At 71.4% G+C, this 22,958-nt stretch carries 25 protein-coding genes and 1 pseudogene; 8 read left to right on the forward strand and 18 right to left on the reverse strand.

The annotated features are described in order from the left end of the window. Positions 1 to 27 precede the first annotated feature (27 nt). The 4 genes from EMA17_RS09045 to EMA17_RS09060 all read right to left on the reverse strand — a co-directional run bounded on the left by EMA17_RS09045 (position 28) and on the right by EMA17_RS09060 (position 2,617). Entirely contained in the window at positions 28 to 420 is a 393-nt protein-coding gene (locus EMA17_RS09045) for a helix-turn-helix domain-containing protein (protein ID WP_174861331.1), read from the reverse strand. A 119-nt stretch (positions 421 to 539) separates the two neighbouring features. Then, positions 540 to 1,304: an SDR family oxidoreductase gene (locus tag EMA17_RS09050; RefSeq protein WP_126636397.1), complete on the reverse strand. Its 765-nt coding sequence runs from the start codon at positions 1,302 to 1,304 to the stop codon at positions 540 to 542. Between the two features lie 237 nt (positions 1,305 to 1,541). Then, on the reverse strand, positions 1,542 to 2,246 hold the full coding sequence (locus EMA17_RS09055) for a phosphotransferase (RefSeq protein ID WP_246126543.1): 705 nt from the start codon (positions 2,244 to 2,246) through the stop codon (positions 1,542 to 1,544). A 68-nt stretch (positions 2,247 to 2,314) separates the two neighbouring features. Continuing rightward, the gene (locus tag EMA17_RS09060) at positions 2,315 to 2,617 is read right to left on the reverse strand and encodes a hypothetical protein (protein ID WP_126636399.1); all 303 of its coding nucleotides are present in this window, start codon (positions 2,615 to 2,617) and stop codon (positions 2,315 to 2,317) included. Positions 2,618 to 2,910: 293 nt separating this feature from the next. On the opposite strand from EMA17_RS09060, the gene EMA17_RS09065 reads away from it, so the two are divergent. Both EMA17_RS09065 and EMA17_RS55940 read left to right on the forward strand, forming a co-directional pair. Beyond that, positions 2,911 to 3,756, forward strand: coding sequence for a helix-turn-helix domain-containing protein (locus EMA17_RS09065; protein ID WP_126636400.1), 846 nt, complete (start codon positions 2,911 to 2,913; stop codon positions 3,754 to 3,756). Further along, on the forward strand, positions 3,753 to 3,935 hold the full coding sequence (locus tag EMA17_RS55940; protein ID WP_126636401.1) for a DUF397 domain-containing protein: 183 nt from the start codon (positions 3,753 to 3,755) through the stop codon (positions 3,933 to 3,935). The genes EMA17_RS09065 and EMA17_RS55940 overlap by 4 nt, the downstream gene beginning before the upstream one ends. Positions 3,936 to 4,214: 279 nt before the next feature. Here EMA17_RS55940 and EMA17_RS09075 read toward each other — a convergent pair whose 3' ends face one another. Then, positions 4,215 to 4,790, reverse strand: a complete 576-nt coding sequence (locus EMA17_RS09075; RefSeq protein WP_126636402.1) for a TerD family protein — start codon at positions 4,788 to 4,790, stop codon at positions 4,215 to 4,217. Positions 4,791 to 5,043: 253 nt separating this feature from the next. Between EMA17_RS09075 and EMA17_RS09080 the strand changes: the two genes are divergently transcribed. Beyond that, complete coding sequence (locus tag EMA17_RS09080; RefSeq protein ID WP_246126544.1) at positions 5,044 to 5,544, forward strand: flavin reductase family protein; 501 nt, start codon at positions 5,044 to 5,046, stop codon at positions 5,542 to 5,544. A 14-nt stretch (positions 5,545 to 5,558) separates the two neighbouring features. On the opposite strand, the gene EMA17_RS09085 is transcribed toward EMA17_RS09080, so the two are convergent. The 5 genes from EMA17_RS09085 to EMA17_RS09105 form a co-directional block, all read right to left on the reverse strand. Then, entirely contained in the window at positions 5,559 to 6,191 is a 633-nt protein-coding gene (locus tag EMA17_RS09085) for a response regulator transcription factor (RefSeq protein ID WP_126636403.1), read from the reverse strand. Next, positions 6,188 to 7,402, reverse strand: a complete 1,215-nt coding sequence (locus EMA17_RS09090; protein WP_160161350.1) for a sensor histidine kinase — start codon at positions 7,400 to 7,402, stop codon at positions 6,188 to 6,190. The genes EMA17_RS09085 and EMA17_RS09090 overlap by 4 nt, the downstream gene beginning before the upstream one ends. Continuing rightward, positions 7,381 to 8,175 (reverse strand): ABC transporter permease, encoded by a 795-nt coding sequence (locus EMA17_RS09095; RefSeq protein WP_126636664.1) that lies wholly within the window; start codon positions 8,173 to 8,175, stop codon positions 7,381 to 7,383. Before EMA17_RS09095 ends, EMA17_RS09090 begins: the two co-directional genes overlap by 22 nt. After that, entirely contained in the window at positions 8,175 to 9,059 is an 885-nt protein-coding gene (locus EMA17_RS09100; RefSeq protein WP_126636405.1) for an ABC transporter ATP-binding protein, read from the reverse strand. Before EMA17_RS09100 ends, EMA17_RS09095 begins: the two co-directional genes overlap by 1 nt. A 113-nt stretch (positions 9,060 to 9,172) precedes the next feature. Beyond that, entirely contained in the window at positions 9,173 to 10,747 is a 1,575-nt protein-coding gene (locus EMA17_RS09105; protein WP_246126545.1) for an MFS transporter, read from the reverse strand. Positions 10,748 to 10,825: 78 nt separating this feature from the next. Between EMA17_RS09105 and EMA17_RS09110 the strand changes: the two genes are divergently transcribed. From EMA17_RS09110 to EMA17_RS09120, 3 genes are all read left to right on the forward strand, one after another. After that, the gene (locus EMA17_RS09110; RefSeq protein WP_126636406.1) at positions 10,826 to 11,473 is read left to right on the forward strand and encodes a TetR/AcrR family transcriptional regulator; all 648 of its coding nucleotides are present in this window, start codon (positions 10,826 to 10,828) and stop codon (positions 11,471 to 11,473) included. Between the two features lie 108 nt (positions 11,474 to 11,581). After that, on the forward strand, positions 11,582 to 12,637 hold the full coding sequence (locus EMA17_RS09115) for a cupin domain-containing protein (protein ID WP_218042735.1): 1,056 nt from the start codon (positions 11,582 to 11,584) through the stop codon (positions 12,635 to 12,637). A gap of 258 nt (positions 12,638 to 12,895) precedes the next feature. Further along, entirely contained in the window at positions 12,896 to 13,714 is an 819-nt protein-coding gene (locus EMA17_RS09120; RefSeq protein WP_160161351.1) for an AfsR/SARP family transcriptional regulator, read from the forward strand. Positions 13,715 to 13,793: 79 nt separating this feature from the next. Here EMA17_RS09120 and EMA17_RS09125 read toward each other — a convergent pair whose 3' ends face one another. The 3 genes from EMA17_RS09125 to EMA17_RS09135 all read right to left on the reverse strand — a co-directional run bounded on the left by EMA17_RS09125 (position 13,794) and on the right by EMA17_RS09135 (position 16,486). Continuing rightward, a complete protein-coding gene (locus tag EMA17_RS09125) occupies positions 13,794 to 14,036 on the reverse strand; it encodes a hypothetical protein (RefSeq protein WP_126636408.1) in 243 nt (80 codons plus the stop codon). A gap of 364 nt (positions 14,037 to 14,400) precedes the next feature. After that, the gene (locus EMA17_RS09130) at positions 14,401 to 15,093 is read right to left on the reverse strand and encodes an L-2-amino-thiazoline-4-carboxylic acid hydrolase (RefSeq protein ID WP_126636409.1); all 693 of its coding nucleotides are present in this window, start codon (positions 15,091 to 15,093) and stop codon (positions 14,401 to 14,403) included. 217 nt (positions 15,094 to 15,310) lie between these two features. Next, a complete protein-coding gene (locus EMA17_RS09135) occupies positions 15,311 to 16,486 on the reverse strand; it encodes a 4-hydroxybenzoate 3-monooxygenase (protein ID WP_126636410.1) in 1,176 nt (391 codons plus the stop codon). Positions 16,487 to 16,719: 233 nt separating this feature from the next. Between EMA17_RS09135 and EMA17_RS09140 the strand changes: the two genes are divergently transcribed. Beyond that, complete coding sequence (locus EMA17_RS09140; protein ID WP_307721533.1) at positions 16,720 to 17,406, forward strand: hypothetical protein; 687 nt, start codon at positions 16,720 to 16,722, stop codon at positions 17,404 to 17,406. A gap of 138 nt (positions 17,407 to 17,544) precedes the next feature. After that, a complete protein-coding gene (locus EMA17_RS09145; protein ID WP_126636411.1) occupies positions 17,545 to 18,156 on the forward strand; it encodes a hypothetical protein in 612 nt (203 codons plus the stop codon). Between the two features lie 52 nt (positions 18,157 to 18,208). Here the strand turns inward: EMA17_RS09145 and EMA17_RS09150 are convergent, their stop codons facing one another. The 5 genes and pseudogenes from EMA17_RS09150 to pcaH form a co-directional block, all read right to left on the reverse strand. Further along, the gene (locus EMA17_RS09150) at positions 18,209 to 19,018 is read right to left on the reverse strand and encodes an IclR family transcriptional regulator (protein ID WP_126636412.1); all 810 of its coding nucleotides are present in this window, start codon (positions 19,016 to 19,018) and stop codon (positions 18,209 to 18,211) included. 13 nt (positions 19,019 to 19,031) lie between these two features. Continuing rightward, positions 19,032 to 20,176: pseudogene (pcaDC, locus tag EMA17_RS09160) on the reverse strand (bifunctional 3-oxoadipate enol-lactonase/4-carboxymuconolactone decarboxylase PcaDC). Continuing rightward, a complete protein-coding gene (gene pcaB, locus EMA17_RS09165) occupies positions 20,173 to 21,561 on the reverse strand; it encodes a 3-carboxy-cis,cis-muconate cycloisomerase (RefSeq protein WP_126636415.1) in 1,389 nt (462 codons plus the stop codon). Before pcaB ends, pcaDC begins: the two are co-directional and overlap by 4 nt. Positions 21,562 to 21,571: 10 nt before the next feature. Continuing rightward, positions 21,572 to 22,186: a protocatechuate 3,4-dioxygenase subunit alpha gene (gene pcaG / locus EMA17_RS09170; protein WP_246126546.1), complete on the reverse strand. Its 615-nt coding sequence runs from the start codon at positions 22,184 to 22,186 to the stop codon at positions 21,572 to 21,574. After that, a complete protein-coding gene (pcaH, locus tag EMA17_RS09175; protein WP_126636416.1) occupies positions 22,183 to 22,950 on the reverse strand; it encodes a protocatechuate 3,4-dioxygenase subunit beta in 768 nt (255 codons plus the stop codon). The genes pcaG and pcaH overlap by 4 nt, the downstream gene beginning before the upstream one ends. Between the last annotated feature and the right edge of the window lie 8 nt (positions 22,951 to 22,958).

A 22,958-nucleotide genomic window follows, 5' to 3' on the forward strand; every position in this document is an offset into this window, starting at 1 on the left:
CCGCCGCGGGCGGTCGGGAGCGGGCGATCAGCCGTTCGGGCGGGACCAGGCCATCGTGAAGCAGGTCGGCACCCGGGCGGCCACCGCCTCCTTGCGATAGGCGCGTGGTGATCGGCCGACGATGTCGTGGAAGGTACGGCTGAACGTGCCGGGGCTGGCGAAGCCGACCTCGAAGCAGATGTCGGTCACGCTGCGGTCGCTCTCGCGGAGCAGGAACATGGCCCGTTCGACCCGGCGCCGCTGGAGGTAGCGATGCGGCGTCTCACCGAAGGTGGCGCGGAAGGTGCGGGTGAAGTGCGCCTCGGACACGTGCGCGATGCGGGCCAGGGCCGGGACGTCCAGCGGCTGCGCGTAGGCGCGGTCCATCACGTCGCGGGCCCGCAACATCCGGCGATTGGTGTCCTCGGTGGCACGGCTCACGGGGCCATCCCATCACGATTCGTCCGTGGCCGGCTCGGTCGCGCGGTCGAAACACTCCGCCGGCGAGCCCGCTCCGGCTCCCGCCGGGGCGGCGCGCTCGTCGGTGTGCCGGTCGGGCGTCAGCGGCCGACGTGCTCGGCCAGGAAGTCCTCCCAGGTGCGGGTGCCGACGGTGGCCTTGTCGAGCGACAGGTTGACGCCCGCGCGGTAGGCGCGGCCGATCTTGCCGGGGATGCGGACCGGGAGGTGGAGGCGGCGCTTGCCGGCCACGGCGAGGTAGCCGCGCGCGAGTTCGCCCATCGTGTAGACCTTCGGGCCGGTCAGGTCGGCGACCAGGCCCGACGGGGCGCCGAGGGCGAGTTCGACCATGCGCTCCGCGACATCGCGGCCGTCGACGGGCTGGAAGCGCAGGCCGCCCGGGTTGGGCACCACCGGGAACCTGGTCATCGAGCCCATCATCTTCAGCACGAGTTCGTTGAACTGGGCGGCGCGCAGGGTGGTCCAGGGCAGCCCCGACCCGGTCACCGCCTGCTCGGCGCCGAGCTTGGCGCGGAAGTAGCCGATCGGCATGGTGTTCGCGCCGATCACCGAGATGTACACGAGGTGCCGCACACCGGCGTCCTTCGCCGCGCGCACCAGGTTGCGGGTCGCCTCGTCGTCGCCCTTGGCGCCGCCGGCCAGGTGCAGCACGGTGTCGACGCCCTTCACCGCGTCGTCGATCCCCTCGTTCTTCAGCAGATCGGCACGCACCTGCTCGACGCCGTCGGCCGAGGTGCCGCCGCGCCGGCTGAGCACGCGAACCTCGCGACCGGCCTCCCGCAACTGCGGGACGATCAGGCTGCCGAGCGTGCCGGTACCGCCGGTGACCAGGATCGATGCGCTCATGACGACTCCTTCGGAAACCGCCCCGGCTCGTTCCGGGGCCTCTGTTTCCTTGACGGAGCCCCCGCGAAAAGTGTGACCACGAATTTTCCGCGCGGGTTTCGGCACCGGTTCGGGGGCGCGGTGGAGGGGGTGCAGCGGGCCGCGTGAGAGGGCCGAGCCGGGGCCGGGTGGTCATCCGCGGGATGGCCGCCCGATCCCGGTCCCGGTCCGGCTCCGGTGGGTGCGGGGACCCGCCTGTCAGCCCGCGATCGGGGCCTCGATCATGTTGAGCCACCAGGTCGACCGGCCGTTCGTATGACCGACCATCGCCTCGGCGAGGAGACGCCGCGTCGTGTGCGGGGTGCGGCGCCATTCGGGAAAGCGCCACATCCAACGCCGTACCTCGCCGAGGTTGTGCCCCTCGTCCACCAGGTGCGACCCGACGAAGGCGACCTCCACCCACCGCGGCCCGAGCGCGACTTGGCCCCAATCGACGACGGACAACCGACCGTCGGGCCGAATGATCATGTTGGCCGAGGTCAGATCGGTATGCAGGAGCCGATCCCCACACAGCGGCCTCGACCGCCCCGGCGGCAAATGCTCCCGCAACCGCCCGACCAGGGTCGGCAATCCGGCACTACGTCCGGGCCGGATCCGCCCGATTCGATCCATCGCACCGACCACCTGCACCAGATCCGGCGAATCGAGACACAACCGAACGGCCCGACCCTCCACGTACTCGAAAACCAACACCCGCCACCCGTCGACGGCCCCGTGATGCAGCAGCCGAGGCGAAAGCACACCGGTCACCGCGCTCGCCGCGATCTCACTCGTCTGCGCCCGAGCCGAAAGCGGCGCGGTGGCCTCCTCGGCGGCTTTGACGAACACGGCCCCGTCGGCAGTGCCGACAACAGCCGCGAAGGAACTGGTATGCGGCCCGGCCACGGCCTGCACCGTGCCCACGACCCCAACCGTCTTCTCCACGAAATCGCATACACCCCAGGGCAGTTGACCCCATCCAAGCCCCGCGCTCACGATGCCCTCCGCCCCGCGTGGATGGGCAGGGCAACGGCCCCGACCTGCCGCCCGAGCGCATCCAAGCGCCACAACTCCCGTACAGCGCCCGCCAATTCATGCCCGAGATCGAGCACCACCAGGTGCTCGACCGGACACAGATACGGCGACCGCCCACCCTCGCGCGGCTGCACCACAGCCACCCGCTCGGAAGCGGCGGGCAGCGCAACCACGGTCCCTTCCGGCAACTCGGCATGCCGCACCCGAGCCCCGACAACAACCGGCAGCCCACTCTCGGATCGATACTCTTGAATCTCCATCCCTGCCTCACGGTGGATAGATGGAAGACAGCGGCCGGGCGCCCGCCTCGAATCGAGACGCCCGACCGCTGTCGCTTGAAAAAGCGGCGACGTCGTGCCATCGCCCGTCCGGTTCATGTGCAACCGGGGCGCCCCGAAGCCCAACTCGCCTGCGAGAAGCACGATTTACGACACCCTCATCACGCGATGTGAGCGTTGCTTGCCTCAACGTGACATGCAACACTCGTTGCCGCAACCGTTTCAACGGTCATTCGCAGCATTTCGTCATCGACGCGCGATGAGGTGGGGTCTCGATGCCTTCGTCACGATCCGGTACTGCACAACGGCAAGCAGGCGAAGAGATTCGTCGCCTGCGCATCGCAAGGCAGATGACACTCACGTCAGTTGCCGAACGAGTGGGCTGGGACAAAAGCAAGGTGTCGCGGCTGGAGACCGGCAGGATGATCATCGACGGACATCACGTCGACGCGTTCGCGAACGTGCTCTCCCTCTCACCGGCAGACAAGCGTCGAGTGATGCGTCTCCTTGGCCTGGAAGACGGGAAGGCCGCTCCATGGTGGGCCGGCTACGAATCCGCGCTCACCCCGGAGTATGAAGATCTCATCTTTCTCGAGACCCATGCGCGCGTGATCGACACCGCATCCACGATGGTGCCGGGGCTGCTTCAGGCACCGCTATACGCTCGCGCAACTCTCCTGCAATCGCCTTTCGTTCCCGACCCCGACGACGCCGAAGCTTTGTTGAAGGTGCGGCAGCGCAGGCAACACGTGGTCACATCGGGACAGGTGAAGCTCGTCGCCACGCTGTCCCAATCCGCGCTGGCCAGTGCATTCTGTGGACGCGAGGCGCTGCGACAGCAACTCGCGCACCTGTTGAAGCTGAGCGAGATGGGAAACGTTCAGCTGAGAATCGTGCCCTTCGACACGCCGACCGCGGCCTTCCTCGGCTCGGTCACCATTCTCGAACTGCCGGACGCGCCCGACGCGGTGGTGCACGTTGCGTACGAAGCGGGATCGCAACTCCTGAGAGACGCGCGGCTGGTCAAACGCTACCGACGAGATCTCGACTACTACCGTGCGACCGCGCAGGATGAGGTCGCGTCAAGGGCAATGATCACAAGTAGATGGGAAGAGCTATGAGCACAGAGCCGACCTACTCGTGGCGCAGGTCGTCGTGGTCGCAACACAACCAGGATTGCGTCGAGATAGCCCCACTTCCAACAACCACCGCAGTCCGGGATACAAAGGCCCGAGCCCGAGGCCACCTCGAACTCGGCCCCACCGCGTGGCTCGACCTGTTGCGGGCACTCAAAAGCTGACCTGCGCCAAAGGCGCCCAGGCGGGCGCGAGGGACATGCCGAGCATCGAGGTGAGGTTGTAAGTGGCGGACGACTGGTACGGCGGCAACGCCAACGACGACGCGGGCCGGCATCGCGGTTGGCTTCTGGGGCACTCGGTGGTCGTGACGATCCGCTGGCCGTCCATCCCCGGGCACTGAAGGGCAACCCGGCGCCATCGACGCGGGGGCCGGGGAGAAACGGCGAACGCCGGCCGGGGTGATCGGCTTGCCCGGCCGGCGTTCGAGGGGTGCTGTCGGGTCAGACGCTGACGCCGAAGTCCTTGGCGATGCCCGCGAGGCCGGAGGCGTAGCCCTGACCGAGGGCGCGGAACTTCCAGTCGGCGCCGGCGCGGTACAGCTCGCCGAAGAGCATCGCCGTCTCGGTGGAGGCGTCCTCCGAGAGGTCGTAGCGGGCCAGTTCGACGTTGTCCGCGGCGTTGAGGACGCGGATGAACGCGTTGCGGACCTGGCCGAACGACTGCTTGCGGTTGTCCGCGTCGTAGACCGAGACCGGGAAGACGACCTTGTCCACGTCGGCGGGCAGGCCGGCGAGGTTGACCTTGATCTGCTCGTCGTCGCCCTCGCCCTCACCGGTGCGGTTGTCGCCGGTGTGCTCGACGGTGCCGTCCGGGGTCTTCATGTTGTTGAAGAACACGAAGTGCTGGTCGGAGTAGACCTTGCCGGTCGCGTTCACGACGATCGCGCTCGCGTCGAGGTCGAAGTCCTCGCCCGTGGTCGTGCGCAGGTCCCAGCCGAGGCCGACGACGACGGCGGTCAGGCCAGGGGCCTCCTTGGTGAGGGAGACGTTTCCGCCCTTGCTCAGGCTCACGGCCATGGATGGTGTCCTTCCAGAAGGATGTTTGACGTCGCGGACGACGGTACTGCTACTGATCCGGACGTGCAGCAGGCACGCGTAAGTTCCCGAACACCCCGAAAGGGGCCGTCAAGGTGGCGGTGATCACGGGGTGCGACCCGGCGGCTGGTTATTGACGGTTCGTCAGATCCGCCGTTCAATGGCTGGAACAAACAGGGATACGACTATTAGTCATATCCGGCTCACATCCAGCTTCGCACCCCTGGGGGCAGCCATGTCCAGCGCAACGACGCCGTCGGCCGGGATCGATCAGGCGCGGATGCGCCAGGTCATGGGGCACTTCGCGACCGGGGTCACCGTGGTCACGGCGATCCACGGCGGCGCGCCGGTGGGCATGGCGTGCCAGTCGTTCACGTCGCTCTCCCTGGAGCCGGCCTACATCTCCATCGCCCCGGCACTCACCTCGACGACCTACCCGAAGGTCCGCACCGCCGGCCGCTTCGTGGTCAACATCCTGGCCGAGGACCAGCAGGACGTGTGTCGGGCGATGGGCCGCAGCGGCGGCGACAAGTTCGCCGGCGTCGACTGGTCGCCCGCCGGCAACGGCGCGCCGCGGCTGGCCGGCGCGGTGGCCTGGATCGAGTGCGACATCGCGCACGAGTTGCCCGGCGGCGACCACGTGATCGTGATCGGCGCGGTGACCGCCCTGGACCTGCCCCGGGACACCGCCCCGCTGATGTTCCACAAGGGCCGCTACGCCCGCCTGGTCGGGTAGCCCCGGAACGCGACTCAGCCGCCGACGCCCGGCAACAACCCGTCCGCCATCGCCACCGTGACCGCTGCGGTGCGGTCGTCGACGCCGAGCTTGTTGAACGTGCGCAGCAGGTGCGTCTTGACCGTGGCCTCGCTGATGTACAGCTCGCGGCCGATCTCGGCGTTGGTCATCCCGCGCGCGACCAGACCGAGCACCTGCGTCTCGCGCGGGCTCAGCGCGTCGCGGACCGGTGCCTTCATCCGGGTGACCAGCTTGGCCGCCACCGGCGGTGCCAGTACCGTCTCGCCGCGCGCCGCCGCCCGGATCGCGGCGGCCAGTTCCATCCTCGGGGTGTCCTTGAGCAGGTAGCCCGTCGCGCCCGCCTCGACCGCGCGCACGATGTCGGTGTCGGTGTCGTACGTGGTCAGGATCAGCACATGGATCCCGGGCAGTTCGCGCACGATCCGCCGGGTCGCGGCGACGCCGTCGGTGCCGGGCATCCGCAGGTCCATCAACACCACGTCGGGCCGCAGTTCGGCGGCCCCGTCCACAGCCTGTGCACCGTCCTCGACGGAGGAGACCACCTCGAAATCGGGCTCGGCCGCGAGCATGCCCGCCAACCCCTCCCGCACCACGGGATGGTCGTCGGCGATGAGCAGCCGGATCACTGCGGTACCTCCACGCGTACGGTCGTGCCCCGGCCGGGAGCCGAGACCACCTCGACCTCGCCGCCGACCTGTGCGAGGCGGGCTCGCATTCCGGGAAGACCGTATCCCCCCTTCCCCGACCCCGGTTCGAAACCCCGTCCGTCGTCCACCACGGTCAGCCTGGTGGCGAACGGCCGATAGGCCAGTTCCACCGCCACGGACGTCGCCCCGGCGTGCTTGCGGATGTTGGCCAGCGACTCCTGGAGCACCCGGACCAGCACCACCTGCACGGTCGAGGACAACTCGTACTCGCTGCCGACGACCTCGAAGGAGGCGGCCACCTCCAACTCCTCGCCGAGCCCGGCGACGGTGCGGCCGAGCAGTTCGGCGAGCGGTTCGGCCGGCTCGGCGCCCTCGGCCGGGCCCTGGGCGGCGACCAGCGCACGGGCCTCGGCGAGGTTGTCCCGGGCCACCCGCTCGGCCAGGTCCAGTCGTTTGCGGGTGGCCTCGGAGTCGGAGTCCACGGTGATCCCGGCCGCCTGGAGCAGCATCAGGATGCTGGTGAAGCCCTGGGCCAGGGTGTCGTGGATCTCGCGCGCCATACGCTCGCGCTCGACCCGTACTCCCGCCTGGTGGTGCGTCTCGGCCAACTCCGCCCGGGTGGCCTCCAACTCGCGCAGCAGTCGGCCGCGCTCCTCCACCCGGTCGGCGAGCCACTGGACCAGCCGGGCCATCAGGAAGCTGAAGCCGAGCACGACGGCGATCTCCACCAGGATGCTCGCCACCACACCGTGCTCCCAGTGCGCCTCGCGGGCCCGCAGCGCGCCGTTCATCCCGAAGATGTAGGCGCTCAGCAGCATCGAGGGGATCGTCGCCTCGACGAAGGTGAAGGTCAGCGGCATCAACACGTACATCAGCACGATGCCTTCGGGGTCCTGGAGGCTGAGCGCGGTCACCGCGGCGTAGGCGAGCACCAGGTGGGCCCGGCCGCGCCGGTCCCACTCGGTCGGATCGATGCCCGGCGGCACCATCACCCAGAACGACACGGGCATGACGAGCAGCGCGGCGTAGCACCACAGCGGCGCGTCGCGTCCGGCGAACTCGGCCGCGGTGATCGCCGCGAGCAGGAGGTAGGCGCCGCGGTAGACGGTGAGCAGTTTGGTCCCGAAGGCCACCTCCTCCGCGTCCCGCGCGACGGCGGTCGCCGTGTTCACCGCTCGTTCTCGATCCACCTGAATGTCCTGATCCACACGACCAAGGCGACCACACCCCATGCGGCCAGGACCAGGGCCACCCGACCGAGCTCCCACGAGCCCGCCGGCTCCACCGCCCGGAACGAATCCGGCAGGAAGACCGAGCGCATCCCCTGGGTCAGCCACTTCAGCGGAAAAACCGCCGCGAACCGTTGGACGCCGTGCGGCAGTCCGCCGGGTGCGACGAACACGCCCGAGACGAACTGAAGCGCCGTGAAGGGCAGGATGATCAGCGCCCCGTTGGCGCCCTTGCGCATCAGTCCGCTCGCGGCCAGGCCGAGCAGCGTGGCCACGGTCACGCCCAGGACGAACACCCAGGCGAAGGTCAGCCACCGCGTCGGGTCGTGCGGAAGGGTCAGGTCCAGGCCGATCACCCCGACCACGAGCAGCAGCGCGACCTGGACCAGGCTGACCACGATCACCTGGGCGATCTTGCCCAGGAGATACGCCACCGGAGGCATCGGCGTGCCGCGCAGCCGCTTGAGCGTGCCGTCCCGGCGTTCGGCGGCCACCGCGAGTGCCAGGCCCTGGAATCCGGCGGAGACGATGCCGACCGCGATCATGCCCGCCGCGTGCACCCGGCTCTCCGCCACACCGGTGCCGTCCACCGTGCCGCCGCCGATCAGCGCGAGCAGTACCAGGAGCAGCACCGGCATCGCGAAGGTCACCGCCATCTGCTCGCGGTGCCGGACGAACATCTTCAGTTCGAGGCGGGTCCGCGCCGCCACGATGGTTGCCGTCGAGGTCGACATCACCACGCTCCGATCAGATCGAGATAGACGTCCTCCAGGGACGGTCGGGTCACGGTCAGCTCGGGTATCTCCCCGCCGAAGCGGGCCGCGAGCCGGGCCACGTCGGCGGTCGGTTCGGCGGTGGCGAGTTCGTGCGCGCCCTCGGCGTCGCGCCAGCGCAGTACCGATCGGGCCAGGTGTCGGCCGCCGAGCCGCTCGGGGGTGTCCACATCGACGACCCGCCCCGCCCGGATCACCCCGACCCGGTCCGCGAGGTGTTCGGCCTCGTCCAGGTAGTGCGTGGTGAGCAGGATCGTCGTCCCGGCCGCCCGCAACCCGACGATCAACGCCCAGAACCGGCGGCGCGCCTCGGGGTCGAACCCGGTGGTCGGCTCGTCCAGGAAAAGCAGTTCCGGCCCGCCCAGGATGCCGAGCGCGACGTCGAGGCGACGCCGCTGCCCACCGGAGAGGGCGCCGGCCCGGGTGTCCCGCCTGTCGGTCAGCCCGACCGCCTCGATCACCTCGTCGGGATCGCGGGGCTTGGGGTAGTAGTGCGCGAAGTGCCGCACGCTCTCGCGCACGGTGAGCCCGGACACGTCCGCCGATTCCTGGAGCACGATGCCGATCCGGGCCCGCCACCGCGCCCCGGCGCGCGCCGGATCCACGCCCAGGACGGCGACCTCGCCCGCGTCGCGCGAGCGGTAGCCCTCCAGGATCTCGGTCGTGGTGGTCTTGCCCGCCCCGTTCGGGCCGAGCAGGGCGAAGATCTCGCCCCGGCGCACGTCCAGGTCCAGTCCGTCCACCGCCCGATGCGCGCCGTACGCGCGCCGCAGCCCGCGCACCCTGATCGCCGTGTCGGCGTCGCCCGCCTCGCCCGCCGGTGCGAGCGTCCGTTCCGCTGTCATGCCTCGACGATGGCGCAGCGGGCTCGCCCGCCGGGACGTACGAACGACGGACGCCGGGTGTCCACCGAACGACGGACAGCGGTGCGGGAGCGGCTCGACGGATGCGGCCCGGGTCAGCGGACCGGAGCCGAAGACCCGGTCGCGACCGGCTCGGCCGCCGGCTCCCGGTCGCGCATCCGCCACGCGCACACGACCGCTACCACCATCAGCCCGGCCGCGCCCGCGAAGACCAGGTCGACGCCGGAGACGAACGCGGCGACCGCGTCGGCGTGTCGGCTCGGCTCCAGGCGCGGGATCGCGGAAATGTCGCCGACGTCGCTCTTCGCCGCGAACGCGCGCCCGAGCAGCGTGCCGAACAGCGCCACGCTCAGCGTGCCGGTGAGCGACTGGAAGAACCGGATGCCGGTGGTGGCGACGCCCAGGTGCTCCCGCGGCGCGGCCTGCTGTACGGCCACGATCGCCCGACCCACCAACTGCCCGAACCCCAGGCCGAGCACCAGGAGTTCCCCGCGCAGCACCCACAACGAGGTGTCCGTGCCGAGCAGCGCCAGACCGGCGAACGCGACCGCGCCGAGCGCGGTGCCGACCATCAGACCGGTCCGGGTCCGCCACGGGAGCCTGGTCCCGACGATGCCCGCGACCATCATCCCGACGGCCATGAAGGCCAGGTAGGAGCCCGCGTGGGTGGCGTCCACGCCGCGCGCCAGTTGGAGGTACATCATCAGGTAGACCATCGTGCCGAGCATCCCCGCGCCGGTCAGCCCCTGGAGCAGGAACCCGTTGCGGATGTAGGCGTCGCGGAACAACGACAGCGGCAGGATCGGCACCGCGACGGTCGCCTGGCGGTACACGAACAGCGCGAGCCCCACGACCGCCGCGACCAGCAGGGCGAGGATCGTGACCGAGTCCCAGGCGTATTCGGTGCCGCCCCACTGGCAGGCCAGCAGGAGCGCGCTCGCGAACACCGCGACCAGTGCCGCGCCGACGAAGTCGATCCGGGTCTCGGTGGCGGTGGCTCGGGGCAGCCGCAGTGTCCACAACGCGCCGGCGATGATCAGCACACCGAGCGGGACGTTGACGAAGAAGATCATCCGCCAGTTGCCGTGGTCGGCGAACAGCCCGCCGACGAACGGGCCGAGCGCCATCCCGCTGCCGCCCAGAATGCCCGCGAGCGCACTCGGCCCGGCCTTGTCGCCCGGCTTGCGCAGGTGCGCCATGACCACCATGGTCACGCTCATCAGCCCGCCTGCGCCGATGCCCTGGACCGCGCGGAAGGCGATCAGCTGGGTCATCGACCGCGCCATGCCGCACAGGACCGAGCCGACCAGGAAGAACACGATCGCGGCGAGGTAGACCCGCTTGGCGCCGAACGCGTCGCACAGCCGCCCGTACAGCGGCAGCACCACACTCGCGGCCAGCGAGAACGCCGCGACCAGCCAGGCGACGTGGTCCACGCCGTGCACCGGGTCGAGGTCCCGGACGATCGGGACGATCGCGGCGGAAACGATGTTCTGGTCGAGGATCGCCAACACCATCGTCAACAGGCACAGGACGGTGCCGGTGCGGCGTTGGAACTCGGTCATGGCGGGGGCGGGCGGGTTCGTCGGCGGGACTGTCGGTGGATTCTTCGGCGGGTTCTTCGGCGGGTTGTTCGGCGGGTTCGGCGCCGATGCCTGGGTGGTCGTCATGACAGGACCATAGAGGCGATTTTTGTATCGGGTCAATCTTTAATCCCGACCTAATTTTCATCCTGGTACAGTCGTGCCATGACCCAGGAACTCGGCCTTCGTGAGCGCAAGAAGTTGGAGACGCGGGTCACGCTGTGGCGCACCGCCATGCGGCTTTTCCTCGAGCGCGGGTTCGACAACGTGTCCGTGGCCGAGATCGCGGCGGGCGCGAACGTGTCCAAGATGACCGTCTTCAACTACTTCCAGGCGAAGGAAGAGCTGGTCCTGGGTCCGATGACGGCACACGTCGGCGAGCCGGCCGAGGTGGTTCGGGAGCGCGGCGTCGGAGAGACCCCGGTCGACGCGCTGCGTCGGCACTTCCTGGACGCGCTGCGCGAGCGGAACCCGGTGGCCGGGCTGAACGACGACCCGCAGATCCTCGGCGTGCACCGATTGATCCTCGACACACCGTCGTTGCGGCACGGCGCGATGGCCGTGCGCGAACGCAACGAGCACCTGCTGGCCGCGGAGTTCGAGCGGGAGCTCGCCCGTCCGGGGGACCTGGCCTGCCGCGTCGCCGCGAACCAGATCCTCAACGTGCGGCAGATCCTGATCGCCCGGACCATCGAACGGCTGGCCGCCGGTGCGAGCGCCGACGAGGTGTACCCGGTGGCGGTCGCCGAGGCGGAGGAGGCGTTCGCGCAGCTCGCCGACGGGCTCGGGAGCTTCTGTCCGCGCGCGGGGTGACCGGCGTTCGGGGCGAACCGCGCGGAATGTGACCGGTTCCGCAGTTTCCCGCAACCGGTTCGGTGGGAGCATGGCCGGGTCGGGGAATCGTTCGCGAAGGGATCTCGGATGACTGCGCAGGCTGAGGTGACGGCCGATCGGAACCCGTCCGGAGCAAGGGAGTCCACGCTCTTCGACCCGACCGTCGCGGCGCCGCCCCTGGTCGACGTGGCGCGCCTCGGGTTCGAGGGGCCGCTGGCGGCGAGCGCCGCCGCGTGGGCCGAGGACGCGGTCTACTGGGAATACACGAAGGCGGCCAATCCGATCGGCTCGGGCCACACCACGCCCGTCCCGGTGCGGCGTTTTCCGGCGGACCTGCACACCGGCGGCGACACCCGGGTGGTCCCGCTCGACCTCGCCGAGCCGATGCGGATCGAGGGCGGCCCGGCGACCAGTCCGGCGCTGCTGGCCAACTTCGTCCGGATCAACGCGGGCGACCGGCTCGCGGTGCGGCCCAACGCCACCTCGCAGCTGTACTACGTGCTGTACGGGCGGGGCCTGTCGCTGGTCGGCGGCCAGGCCGTGGAGTGGGAGAAGGGCGACTTCCTGGTCCTGCCCGACCTGGGCGAGATCACCCACCACGCGACCCAGGACGCGGTGCTCTATTGGGTCCACGACGAGCCTTTGTTGCGCTACCTCGGGGTGGTGCCGAGCCGGGCCAGGTTCCGGCCGACCAAGTTCGCCCGGCATCGTGCGGTCGAGGAGCTGACCCGGATCGCCGAGGCGCCCGGCGCCAACGCCAAGAACCGGGTCAGCGTGTTGCTGAACACCGTCGACCAGGACCGCACGCTGACCGTCACCCACACCCTGTGGGCGATGTTCGGCCTGCTGCCGGTGGACCAGATCCAGCGCCCGCACCGCCACCAGTCGGTCGCGCTCGATCTGATCCTGGACTGCGAGCCGGGGTGCTACACGCTGCTCGGCGACCGGCTGGACGAGCGCGGCGACATCGTCGACCCGCTGCGGGTGGACTGGGAGCCGGGCGGCGCGTTCGTCACCCCGCCCGGCAAGTGGCACGCCCACCACAACGAGTCGGGCAGCCCGGCGCACCTGATCCCGATCCAGGACGCGGGGCTCCAGACGTATCTGCGCAGCCTGGACATCCGCTTCAGCGATCGACGCTAGGGCGGGTGACCCCGGGCAACCCGGCCATGCCCTCCGCGGGGCGGGAATTCCCTCACGGACGGGCGCGGTCGGGGCGAGGGTCCCTCAACCCTGGGGTGGTGCGGAACCCGCCCGGTCGGTGTGTCCGTCGTCTTCCACATGACGAGGGGGATTCCGTCGCGCGGGCAGGTTGGGGAGCCACCGCGCAACGATGAGTCGGGGGGCCTGTCCTTCCGTGTGTCGGGGCCTACCCGGGTTTTGGGCCCCGACGGACGCGCGTTGAACATCGGACCCAGGCGGCAGCGTGAGTTGTTGACCCTGCTGCTGCTCCGGCCGGGGGTGGCCGTGCCGGTGGAGCGGTTGGCCGACGAGTTGTGGAACGGGCACCCGCCGCCCGGGGCCCGATCGACGCTGCACGCCTATCTGTCCGGCCTGCGCCGGGTGTTGGAGCCGGGGCGGCGGGCGCCCTACCGCCTGTTGACTACGCGCGATGACTCCTACGCCCTGGAGGTACCCGCCGGGAGCCTGGACGTGGCGCGGTTGTGCGCGCTGACCGATGCGGGGCGGGCGGCGGGTGCGGTGGGGGCGTACGAGCGGGCGGACGAACTGCTGGGCGAGGCACGCCTGTTGTGGCGGGGCGAGCCGTTCGCCGAACTGGCCGACCACGACGCGGCCGAGGCCGAACGGGCCCGGCTGGTCGAGGAGTACACCTCGCTGCGCGAGGACGCGGCCGAGTACCGGTTGGCGATGGGCGCGCACGCGTCGGCGATCGGTGACCTGATGTCGCTGGTCCGGGCGCACCCGCTGCGGGAGCGGCCGAGGGCGCAACTCGCGCTCGCCCTCTATCGATCCGGCCGGCAGGCGGAGGCGTTGCAGGTCCTGGAGGCGGGTCGTCGGTTGTGCGCGGAGGAGTTGGGCCTGGATCCGGGCCCGCGTCTGCGCGACCTCCAGGCGGCCATCCTGCGCCAGGACCCGACGCTGAGCACGCCCCCGCGCCCGCCGGCACCCGCGCCAATCTGCCGACATCGCCGCCCCCTCGTGGGCGGTCGGGCCCATCACCCGCGCCCGCACCGGGATTCGCCACACCGGCGGCGGTAGCGCGCCGATCGCACGGCGGGCGTTTTCGCGGGCGTGGTTCACTCAGTGGTACGGACAACACCGGCACCGCGTACCAGCCCTACGCCGGGGTCTGGTGGACCGCGCCGGCCGCGGTCGGCTCCCCGCTGACCAACGCGGGCGGCGGCGTGGCCCTCGCCCGGCAAAACGACTGGACGCTGACCGCCACGGCCACCGGCCGGAACGGTTCGACGTACGTGACGTGGGCCAACGGCGCGGGCAACTGGAACGGCCCCGCCGACATCGGCGGACCCGACGGCGCGGCCGGCGGCGGTGTCGCGATGGCGAAGCAGACCAACGACATCCTGATCTCCGTCTCCGTCGACCGGTGGGGCCGGTTCAACGTGGCCTGGGTCGTGGGCGGCGGTGCCTGGCACGCTCCCGTACCCGTCGGCGGCGGCCTGGCTCCCGCCGGCGCCCGCGTCGCGGTGTACAAGCAGTCCGACAACGTCCTGACGGCGGCCTTCATCGGCAACGACGGCAAGTTGAACGTCGCCTGGGTCGAGGGCACCGGCGGCTGGGCGGGCCCGGTCCCGATCAACCAGCCGTGTCCGAGGCCGGCGGCAACGCCCGGCCTCGGACACTTTCCCCACAGCCGTCACCCACAGCCTGTGGACAACATTCCCGCCGCCGCACGGCACGGGCACGGCGCCGGTCCGCTCGTTTCGTCAGTCGCGGGGCGACTGGGGCGGGTCGGTGCGGTGGAAGTGGAACGCGCAGTGGGTGTCGCCGTGGCCGATGGTGCCGGCGAGGTCGAAGCGCAGACCGTGTCGGTTCGGGTCGATGGCCCGGATCCAGTTGAGGTCGAAGGCACACATCGCGGGCGTCAACTCCGGGGCCGAGTTGGCGACCAGCACGTCGTGGTAGAAGCAGCGGTGGATGTCGAGGAGGTAGCGCCGATCGTCGTCCGCCGGGCGTGCGAAGGTGAACGTGCGCCCGAAGGACTCCTCCTCGCGGGACTTCGACAGCGCGACGATGGCCGCGAACGGGTCGGGCGCGGCATCGAGCATCGCCGCGGTGGCCGCCTCGGTGATCGCGCCGAGCGGTTCGACGATCGCGTCCCGGACGAGGGCGAGGGCGTCGTCGCGATCCAGGTGCGGCGACAGGATCCGGTACGCCGCGACCAGCGCGAGGGTGATCCGCAGGTTGTGCCGGGACGCCTCGTCGTCGATCAAGTGCGCGTTGGCGTGCTCGAGTTCGCGGTGCAGCGCGCTCAGGTCGGCCGGGATCCGGTCCGGCAGCGCCCGCTCGCGGACCGCGTTCGCGATGTGCGCGACGAAGGCGTCCAGGAGCATGGTGGTGTCCCGCTCGGCATCCGGCGTGTACCCGCCGTCGTCGAAGTGGTCGTGGTCGGTGGTCATCGTGGTCCTTCCGAGACAGGCCCGGACGCGAGACACGAACGCACACCGCCGAGGCGGAGCCGCGTCGAACCCGCATGCCGAGCGAGCCCGACAGCACACTCCACCGACCGACCCGGCGCTGACGAACTTCGTTGTGAGGATGGCGTATTGCCGCCACCAGCCTAGCGACCCGCCACCTCGGCTCCACGGCGCGGGTGCCGCGCCGGGCCGCGCGCGGTCAGTCGGCCCAGGTGTAGCCGACATAGTTCTCGGCGAGCGAGTCCATCGCGGCGGAGGAGTCCGCCACGTACGCCAACTCCGCCTCCTGGCACCGCCGATCGAACCCGCTCGCATCCACACGCGCGTGCAACAACGTCGTCATCCAGGACGAGAACTGCTCCGCCCGCCACACCCGCCGCAGACACGCGTCGCTGTAGCCGTCGAGCCCCGCCCGCGACCCCGCCAGGAAGAACTCCCCACACGCCCGCGCCAGCACCCGCACGTCCGCCACCGCGAGGTTCAACCCCTTCGCCCCCGTGGGCGGCACGATGTGCGCCGCGTCGCCCGCCAGGAACAGCCGCCCGAAACTCATCGGCTCGGCCACGAAGCTCCGCATCGGGGTGATGCTCCGCTCCCTGATCGGCCCCTCGTCCAACGTCCAGCCCGGCAGCGCCAACCGCTCGCGCAACTCCGCCCAGATCCGCTCGTCCGGCCAGTCGGCGAGGTCCGCGTCCGGGTCCACCTGGAGATACAGCCGGCTCACCGCACGCGACCGCATACTGTGCAGCGCGAACCCGCGCTCGCTGTGGGCGTAGATCAGATCGTCGGTCGACGGCGCCACATCCGCCAGGATGCCCAGCCACGCGAACGGATGGACCCGCTCATAGGTCTTCAGCACATCCGCCGGAATCGCCCCGCGCGAGACCCCGTGGAACCCGTCGCACCCCGCCACCAGGTCGCACTCCAGCACCTCCTCCACACCGTCGCGCAGAAACCGCACGCGCGGCGCGTCGCCGTCGATGCCCTCGATCGCGGTCACCGGCGCGTCGAAGTACATCCGCGCGCCCTGGGCGACCCGCTTCGCGATCAGGTCCTTGACGATCTCGGTCTGCCCGTACACGGTCACCGACCGCCCCCCGGTCCGGCTCGGGAAGTCGATGTGCCGATCCCGACCGGCGTAGCGCAGATGGATCCCGTGGTGGACCAGCCCCTCACGATCCAGCCGATCCGCCGCGCCGGCCTCGCGCAGCACGTCGACCGTGGCCTGCTCCAACATGCCCGCCCGCTGCCGGTGTTCGCAGTACTCGCGATCGCGCGCCTCCAGCAACACCGCGTCGATCCCACGATCGTGCAGCAGTTGCGACAGCAGCAGACCCGCAGGTCCCGCACCGATGATCGCGACCCGTGTCCGCATCCGCCCGCTCCTCGTCCCGCCGTACCCGATCCGCCTCAGGCTCGCCCATCGTGGGCGCGGCCGGACCGCCCGCCTTCCGGTGGCCGGAAGCCGGTGCACCCGGTCGAGTTTGCTCGGCGCGGACCCGGCAAGGGATGGGATGTCGAGCACGGGCGGATACCTCCGCTATGCGGAGTGCATCCGCTGTTCCACCGAAAGGCACGATCCGAGACCCGACACTTCTGGAGTCCCCCGTGAACACGGCAGCGACCATCGTCCTGATCGTGGTGATCGTCGTCCTCCTCGCCGGCGCGGCCGTCCTCGTGGGCCGCCCGATGATGCGACGCAGGCACCTGCAGGGCCGATTCGGCCCCGAGTACGACAAGGCGGTCGAACAGTACGGCGACCGACGCGTGGCCGAACGCCGGCTGGCCGATCGCGAACGCAAGCACCGGGACCTCGACCTCAAGCCGCTGGAGCCGGCCGCGCGGGAGCAGTACGCCACCGAGTGGACCGACGTCCAGGAACGTTTCGTGGACGCCCCCGGCGACGCGGTGGCCGAGGCCGACGCGCTGATCACCCGGCTGATGCACGAGCGCGGCTACCCGACCGGCGCACACGACACGCGGATCGAACTGTTGTCCGTGGAGCACGGTCACACCCTCGAGCACTACCGCCAGGCGCACGAGATCGCCCGACTCAACGAGGCCGGCCGCGCCGAGACCGAGGACCTGCGCCAGGCGATGATCCACCACCGGGCCCTGTTCGACGACCTGTTGGGGCAGACGTATCGCCCCAGGAACAGCGCCGCGTCCGGGCGCACGCACGACCATCGCACCGGCACGACGGACCCGACGGGTACGACCGGTACGACCACGACACCGGCCGAATACGACACGCGGGCACCCCGATTCGACACCACGAAGCCGGAGCCCCGCTGACCGGGTACACACCCGGGTAGTCATGGACAAAGCGGAAGACGAATCGGAAGACCGACCACATCGGAGCGGTCCCGAACGGGGGGACGCTCGGAGGAACGGCGCCACGGCCAGTCGTACCGGACGAGAGGACCCAGAGCGATGCGCAAGACGAACTCCCCGAACGCGCCCGGCACTTCCGGCGCCCCACCGGAAGACCCGCCCGTCGTCGAGCGCGACGACCGGGACCGCGCCGCCCGCCAGGCCCGGATCACCGACGGCGCCGGCCCGATCCCGCCCGCGCCCACCGACCCGCCGCCGGCCCCGGCCGCCGATCTGCCGCACCGACAGCACGACGACGTGGAGCCGTACGGGACCTCGGTCCTGCCGGTGCGCGGCGCGGGCAAGGGCGGCGGCACACCCGCGGCCTCGGCCGGTGCCGGGGCGCAGAGCACGAGCGGTCGCCGGCCGGCCGCGCGTCGCACCCCCGCGCGCCGCACCGGCGCCGGCGAGGCGCTGGTCGACCGGGACACCGGCGAGGAGTTGAACGCCCGCTTCCGGGACACCCTGTCGACCTTCGTGGACAGCCCCGCGGACGCGGTCTCCGACGCCGACGAGGTGACCGCGCAGGTGGCCAAGCTGGCGACCGACGCCATCCAGGCCCGGCGCGCCGAGCTGGAGCGGCTGCGGCGCGAGGCCGGGGACGACACCGAGCAACTGCGGCTCGCCCTGCAGAAGTACCGGGCCTTCGTTCAGGTGATGCTGAAGCTCTGAGGACGTTCGGGTGATGCCGAAGCCCCGAGAGCGCGGTCACCGATGGGGACTGTCACCCACGTGGGTGACAGTCCCCACCCGCGCCCTCGTCCGCGTCGGCGCCGATGTCCCCGCTCCCGGACCAGTGCAGCGCCACGTCCCGGGACAGTGCCCGGGCCGCCGTGGTCACCGTCGGCACCAGCCGCCGCAGGTCCGCCGTACGCCGTCCGGTCACCAGGGACAACGCCGCGATCACCGCGTCGTGCCGGTCCCGGACCGGCGCCGCCACCGAGTGCGCGCCGACCGTCATCTCGCCCGACGTGGTGGCCACCCCGGTGCGCCGGACCTCGGCCAGGCACACACGCAGCCGCTCCGGATCGGTGATGGTGCGCTCGGTGTGCGCGGCCAACGTCTCGGCCAGCACCCGCTCGCGCAGTTGCCGGGGCGCGTAGGCGAGCAACACCTTGCCGACCCCGGTGGCGTGCAGCGGCAACTCGACGCCCACCCGGGTGACGATCGGCATCGAGCGGGTGCCACGCAGGCGTTCCAGGTACAGCGCCTTGCCGTCGCGCAGCACCGCGAGCTGCACGTTCTCGTGGGTCGCCTCGTACAGGTCCTCCATGTGCGGCAGGGCCAGGTCGCGCAGATCGGTCGCGGCGTGCGCCTGCGCGCCGATGTGCCACAGCTTGACCCCGACCCGATACGACCCGTCGTCCAAGCGCTCCAGAAATCCCCCGCCGACCAGCTCGGCGACGAGGCGATGCCCGGTGGCGAGCGCCAGATCGGCCCGCCGACACACCTCCGTCAGGGTCAACCGGCCGTCCCCGGCCGCGAACGCGCCGAGGATCGCCATCACCTTGCCGGTCACCGTGACGGGCGTCATCGGCGGCCCTCCCTCACTCGCCCAGCTCGGCCCGGACCCGCTGCGCCACCGCGAAGGCGCTGTTCGCCGCCGGCACACCGCAGTAGACGGCGGTCTGCAACAGCACCTCCTTGATCTCGTCCCAGCTCAGCCCGTTGGTCCGGGCCGCCTTCAGATGCATCGCGAGTTCGTCCAGGTGGTGATTGGCCACCAGGGCGGTGAGCGTGACGCAGCTGCGGGTCCGGCGGTCCAGGCCGGGCCGGGTCCAGATCTCGCCCCACGCGTAGCGGGTGATCAGGTCCTGGTAGTCGGCGGTCAGTTCGGTGGTACCCGCGACCGCCCGATCCACGTGCGCGTCGCCCAGCACCTCGCGCCGCACCCGCATCCCGTCGGCGTGGCTCATCCCCGCACCCCCGCCGTCAGGTGCGCCAGCATCGCCGAGGTGACCGCCTCGGCCTGCTGGATGTTCGCCAGGTGCGCGGCGTCGGCGACCTCCACCAGCGTCGCGCCGGGGATGCCGGCGGCCAGCTCGCGGGCGTGTTCGAGCGGCGTGGACGGGTCCCGCTCGGCACCGATCACCAGCGTGGGCGCCCCGATCCGCCCCAGTTCGGCACGCAGGTCGTAGCCCGCGAGCGCGTCGCAACAACCGGCGTAGCCCTCCGGCGGGCAGGCGTACAACATCTCCAGGATCCGCCGCACCGCGGCCGGCTCCCGCTCGATGTACTCGGGGGTGAACCAGCGCCGGATCACTGTGTCGGCGAGCTGTCGCATGCCCTGCGCGCGCACCGTCGCGGCCCGCTCCCGCCAGCCCTCGGGCTCGCCGAATCGCGCCGAGGAGCAACACGCGATCAGCCCGGTCAGCCGCTCGGGATGATGCACGCCCATCCACAGGCCGACCGCGCCGCCGAGCGAGACACCGGCGTAGGCGAACCGCCCGATCCCGTACGAGTCGGCCAGCGTCAGCACGTCGCCGACCAGGTCGGCGACCGAGTCGGTGCCCGGTACCGGATGCGACCGGCCGTGTCCGCGCAGGTCGTAGCGCAGCACCCGGTGATTCCTGGACAGCTCCGGGATCTGCGCGTCCCACATGCCCAGTTCGGTGCCGAGCGAGGGGCCGAGGATCACCACCGGGGCGTCGGCCGGGCCGTCGAAGCGGTGGTTGAGCGTGGCGATCGTCATGTGACCTTCTCCTGGAACCGGAACACGGTGCGGTGGTGCGCGAGCGCCCGATCGATCAGGGCCGGGGTGGAACCGAGGTGACCGGCGGGGTCGAACAGCGTCTCGTCAGCCTCCCCCAGCACATCACGAAGGTGCCGGCCGGTGCGCGCCGAGGTCCGGGAGGCGTCGGTGAGCAGTCGGCGAGCCTGTGTCGCGCCGTGCTCGGCGGTCAGCTCGGCGACCAGCCGCTCGGACACGATCCGCCCTCCGGTCAGCTCCAGGTTGGCCCGCATGCGGTCCGGGAAGACGACCAGTCCCTCGGCCAGTTCGGCCGCCGTCGAGGCCGCGCCGCCCGCCAGGCGCAGTGCCGCGCGCAGCGGCTGCCACTCGGCGTGCCAGGCGCCGGCCGGGCGCTGATACTCGGCGCCCGCCGCCGAGGCGGCCAGGATCGAGACGTAGCCGGGTACCTGCCGGGCGGCCGAGACGATCAGCACCGACAGCACCGGGTTGTGCTTGTGCGGCATCGCCGAGGAGCCGCCGCGCCCGGCGCCGGTCGCCTCCGCCACCTCGCCCACCTCGGTCTGCCCCAGCAGCGCGACATCACCGGCGAACTTGCCCAGCGCGCCGGTGACCCGGACCGGCGCGCCGGCCAGGTCCAGGATCGGGGCGCGCAGCGTATGCCAGGGCAACACCGGTTCGGCCAGCCCCAGTTCCTCGGCGAACGGGGCGAGCAGCGCGACCCCGTGCGGGCCGAGCGCGGCCAGGGTGCCCGCCGCGCCGCCCAGTTGCGCGGGCAGTGCGGCGCGGACCGCGCGGGTGTGCGCCCAGGCGTCGGTGACCGCGACACACCAGCCGGCCGCGACCAGCCCGAAGGTGGTCGGCACCGCGTGCTGGGTGAGCGTACGGCCGGCCTGGAGCGTGTCGCGGTGCCGTTCGGCCAGGTCGGCCAGCGCGGCGGCGGTGCGGGCCAGGTCGGGCAGCGTCGCGTCCAGGGCGCGGGCGGCGACCAGCATCGCGGCGCTGTCCACGATGTCCTGACTGGTCGCGCCCAGGTGTACGTGGTCGGCGGCGGCCGGGTCGAGGGCGCGCACCGCCGCTCCGAGGTCCTGTACGAGCGGGACCACCGGGTTGCCCGCGCCGCGCGCGCGACGGGCCAGGTCGACGAGGTCGAACGTGCCCCGGGTACCCGCCTCGATCGCGGCGGCGGCCTCGGCCGGGATCAGCCCGATCCGGGCCTGGGCCCGGGCCAGCGCGGCCTCCACGTCGAGCAGTGCCCGCAGGTACGCGGCGTCGCTCGTGGCCGCCTCGACGGGCGTCCCGGACCGGACCGGTTCGAGCAGCCCCGCGTCGACCTCGTCGTGGACGGGGTCGCGGTCGCGGTCGTGCGCGGAGTCACGATCGACCATGGGGTCACGGTCACACGGCAAGGAAAACGGTCTCCTGTTCGCCCTGGATGTGCACATCGAAGCGGTAGGATCCCGATTCCTCCCGCACGGCGATCAGCGTCTCATGCCGGCTCGCCGGAACCAGCGCGAACAGCGGGTCCGCGTGGCGGTCGTCCTCGGGGAAGTACACCCGGGTGACCACTCGGCGCAGCATGCCGCGCGCGAAGACCGACATGGCCAGGTACGGGTTCGCGTCGGCCCCGGGCGCGCCGGGCCGAACCGTACTGAACGCGTAGCGGCCGAGCCGGTCCACCGCCGCCCGCCCCCACCCGGTGAAGGTCACCCCGTCGCGCGCGAAGGAGCCGGGCGCGCGCGGGATCCGGCCCGTCGCGTCGGCCTGCCAGATCTCCACGACGGCGTCCGGGACGGGCACGCCCGCCCCGTCGTACACCGTGCCGTGCACCCGGATCGCGCCGGGCGTGTGCGGCGGGACCAGGTCCGGGCCGCCGGCGAAGGGCAGCGCGTAGCCGAAGAAGGGTCCGACGGTCTGCGACGGGGTGAGCCCGCCGTCCGGATTCGGCGTGTCGCCCTCGGCGCCGATCGGCCAGGTGTTCATCGGCGAAGTGTCCATCGGCCGGGTGCTCATCGGTCCTCCGTCGGGGTCGCGCTCGCGCCGCCGAGCACGATGTCCCACCGGTAGCCGAGCGCCCACTCGCTCACGGTGGTGTCCATGTCGAAGCCGGCGATCATCCGGCGGCGGGCCCGCTCGTCGCGGACCGAGTTGAAGATCGGGTCGTAGGCGAACAGCGGGTCGCCCGGGAAGTACATCTGGGTCACCAGGCGCTGAGTGAAGGCGGTGCCGAAGAGCGAGAAGTGGATGTGCGCGGGGCGCCAGGCGTTGTGGTGATTGCCCCACGGGTACGCGCCGGGCTTGATCGTGACGAACCGGTAGCGGCCCTCCTCGTCGGTCAGACATCGGCCGGCGCCGGTGAAGTTGGGGTCGAGCGGTGCGGGGTGGCGGTCGGCCTTGTGCGGGTAGCGGCCGGCCGCGTTGGCCTGCCACAGCTCGACGAGTTGCCCGCGCAGCGGCCGACCCGACTCGTCCAGCACCCGGCCGCCGACCACGATGCGCTCGCCGAGCGGTTCGCCGACGTGTTGCGCGGTGAGGTCGGCGTCGAGCGGGTGTACGTCGGCGACGCCGAACACCGGGCCGGTGGGCTCGGTGGCGCCGCTCGGCGGGATCACCAACGGCTGCCGGGGACTGCGCAGTTCGGTGCTCCGGTAGGCGGCGAAGTCGAACTCGGGCAGGCGGCGCGGGGGTTCGGGTGCGGGACGGACGCCGGGCTCGGGCTCGGCCCCGGATGCGCGGCGGTCCGGCCGGCCGTCGATGCGGTCGTGCGGGGTGGTCATCGGGCGTC

Origin of the sequence: Embleya hyalina, assembly GCF_003967355.1 — a bacterium.
Lineage (GTDB): Bacteria > Actinomycetota > Actinomycetes > Streptomycetales > Streptomycetaceae > Embleya > Embleya hyalina.

What these genes read in the sequence shown, in the direction of transcription:
- EMA17_RS09075 (WP_126636402.1), bottom strand. Translation starts at nt 4,790, where the DNA reads ATGGCCGTGAGCCTGAGCAAGGGCGGAAACGTCTCCCTCACCAAGGAG.
- EMA17_RS09135 (WP_126636410.1), bottom strand. Translation starts at nt 16,486, where the DNA reads ATGCGGACACGGGTCGCGATCATCGGTGCGGGACCTGCGGGTCTGCTG.
- EMA17_RS09080 (WP_246126544.1), top strand. Translation starts at nt 5,044, where the DNA reads ATGTCCAGCGCAACGACGCCGTCGGCCGGGATCGATCAGGCGCGGATG.
- pcaB (WP_126636415.1), bottom strand. Translation starts at nt 21,561, where the DNA reads ATGGTCGATCGTGACTCCGCGCACGACCGCGACCGCGACCCCGTCCAC.
- EMA17_RS09100 (WP_126636405.1), bottom strand. Translation starts at nt 9,059, where the DNA reads ATGACAGCGGAACGGACGCTCGCACCGGCGGGCGAGGCGGGCGACGCC.
- EMA17_RS09115 (WP_218042735.1), top strand. Translation starts at nt 11,582, where the DNA reads ATGACTGCGCAGGCTGAGGTGACGGCCGATCGGAACCCGTCCGGAGCA.
- EMA17_RS09105 (WP_246126545.1), bottom strand. Translation starts at nt 10,747, where the DNA reads ATGACGACCACCCAGGCATCGGCGCCGAACCCGCCGAACAACCCGCCG.
- EMA17_RS09130 (WP_126636409.1), bottom strand. Translation starts at nt 15,093, where the DNA reads ATGACCACCGACCACGACCACTTCGACGACGGCGGGTACACGCCGGAT.
- EMA17_RS09150 (WP_126636412.1), bottom strand. Translation starts at nt 19,018, where the DNA reads ATGACGCCCGTCACGGTGACCGGCAAGGTGATGGCGATCCTCGGCGCG.
- pcaG (WP_246126546.1), bottom strand. Translation starts at nt 22,186, where the DNA reads ATGAGCACCCGGCCGATGGACACTTCGCCGATGAACACCTGGCCGATC.
- EMA17_RS09060 (WP_126636399.1), bottom strand. Translation starts at nt 2,617, where the DNA reads ATGGAGATTCAAGAGTATCGATCCGAGAGTGGGCTGCCGGTTGTTGTC.
- EMA17_RS09110 (WP_126636406.1), top strand. Translation starts at nt 10,826, where the DNA reads ATGACCCAGGAACTCGGCCTTCGTGAGCGCAAGAAGTTGGAGACGCGG.
- EMA17_RS09145 (WP_126636411.1), top strand. Translation starts at nt 17,545, where the DNA reads ATGCGCAAGACGAACTCCCCGAACGCGCCCGGCACTTCCGGCGCCCCA.
- EMA17_RS09050 (WP_126636397.1), bottom strand. Translation starts at nt 1,304, where the DNA reads ATGAGCGCATCGATCCTGGTCACCGGCGGTACCGGCACGCTCGGCAGC.
- EMA17_RS09095 (WP_126636664.1), bottom strand. Translation starts at nt 8,175, where the DNA reads ATGTCGACCTCGACGGCAACCATCGTGGCGGCGCGGACCCGCCTCGAA.
- EMA17_RS09125 (WP_126636408.1), bottom strand. Translation starts at nt 14,036, where the DNA reads ATGTCGTTGGTCTGCTTCGCCATCGCGACACCGCCGCCGGCCGCGCCG.
- EMA17_RS09065 (WP_126636400.1), top strand. Translation starts at nt 2,911, where the DNA reads ATGCCTTCGTCACGATCCGGTACTGCACAACGGCAAGCAGGCGAAGAG.
- EMA17_RS55940 (WP_126636401.1), top strand. Translation starts at nt 3,753, where the DNA reads ATGAGCACAGAGCCGACCTACTCGTGGCGCAGGTCGTCGTGGTCGCAA.
- pcaH (WP_126636416.1), bottom strand. Translation starts at nt 22,950, where the DNA reads ATGACCACCCCGCACGACCGCATCGACGGCCGGCCGGACCGCCGCGCA.